Annotated in this window: 1 protein-coding gene; it reads right to left on the minus strand. The window is 35.6% G+C overall.

The genetic code is table 11. The features are described from left to right. Window positions 1–149 precede the first annotated feature (149 nt). Window positions 150–806, minus strand: coding sequence for a hypothetical protein (locus tag AC23L6_RS13350; protein WP_487562975.1), 657 nt, complete (start codon window positions 804–806; stop codon window positions 150–152). Window positions 807–845: the final 39 nt, after the last annotated feature.

The raw sequence follows: 845 nt of genomic DNA on the forward strand, positions 1-845 counted from the left end.
GCTAACGTTTTGCCGCTTTGCGAAGGCGGGGATTTTCAGCACTAAACTTCATTAGATGCACAAAGCTTGAATTTAGCACTTCAATGTCATAGAAGTACGAAACCCCCGCTTTTGCAAAACGGCTGTTAGCGGTTCGGGCTTCTTTTGGTCTATGGATATTCAAAACCAAATTCAATGTTTTCGAGTTTGTCATTTGTCAGTTTATATGTCGCATAGTAAATTGGCATATTGTTGCTCTTTAATAATTTTGTCTTACTATCGTTTGGAAGTTCAATTCTATAGTAAAGTACAATACCATTTCCTGTGCTGTCTTTGGCTACATAGCAAGTTCCAAGTTTTTCAATAATTTCTCTTTTACTTATTCCAAGTTTGATTCCTTTTTCGGTCTCAAATTCCTGTGATTTTATTTGTCGGAAGTTTTGTTTTGAATTGTCCGAATAAGAAATGTTGAAAATACTCACTTGGCTATAGTAGTCTCCTGGATGCACGGTCAGTCCAAGTTTTTGTTTTTTGTCACTCGAATAGAATACGTGAGTTGAGTCACCTTCTAATTTCGTTTGTTTTCCTAAAATATTTAAAGTGCTTTCGACATTTCTTATTTTAATACCAACTACTGAAGTGTCTGGGTCAATAAAGGCACATTTCGATTGGTTTAATTCTTGTTGTTTTTCGTATTCTTTTCGCAATTCTTTGTCCGGCTCAGGAACAAGTTCCATTCTGTCGTTTTTGTCAACAGATTTTGTCTGCGAATTATTGCAGTTTGTCAAGAGTGAAATTGTCAATATTGCTAAAAATATTTTCTTCATTTTTTGTTGGTTTGTGTCGTCATAGCCTGACCGCTAACG

Source organism: Flavobacterium sp. R1_16 (genome assembly GCF_057652095.1).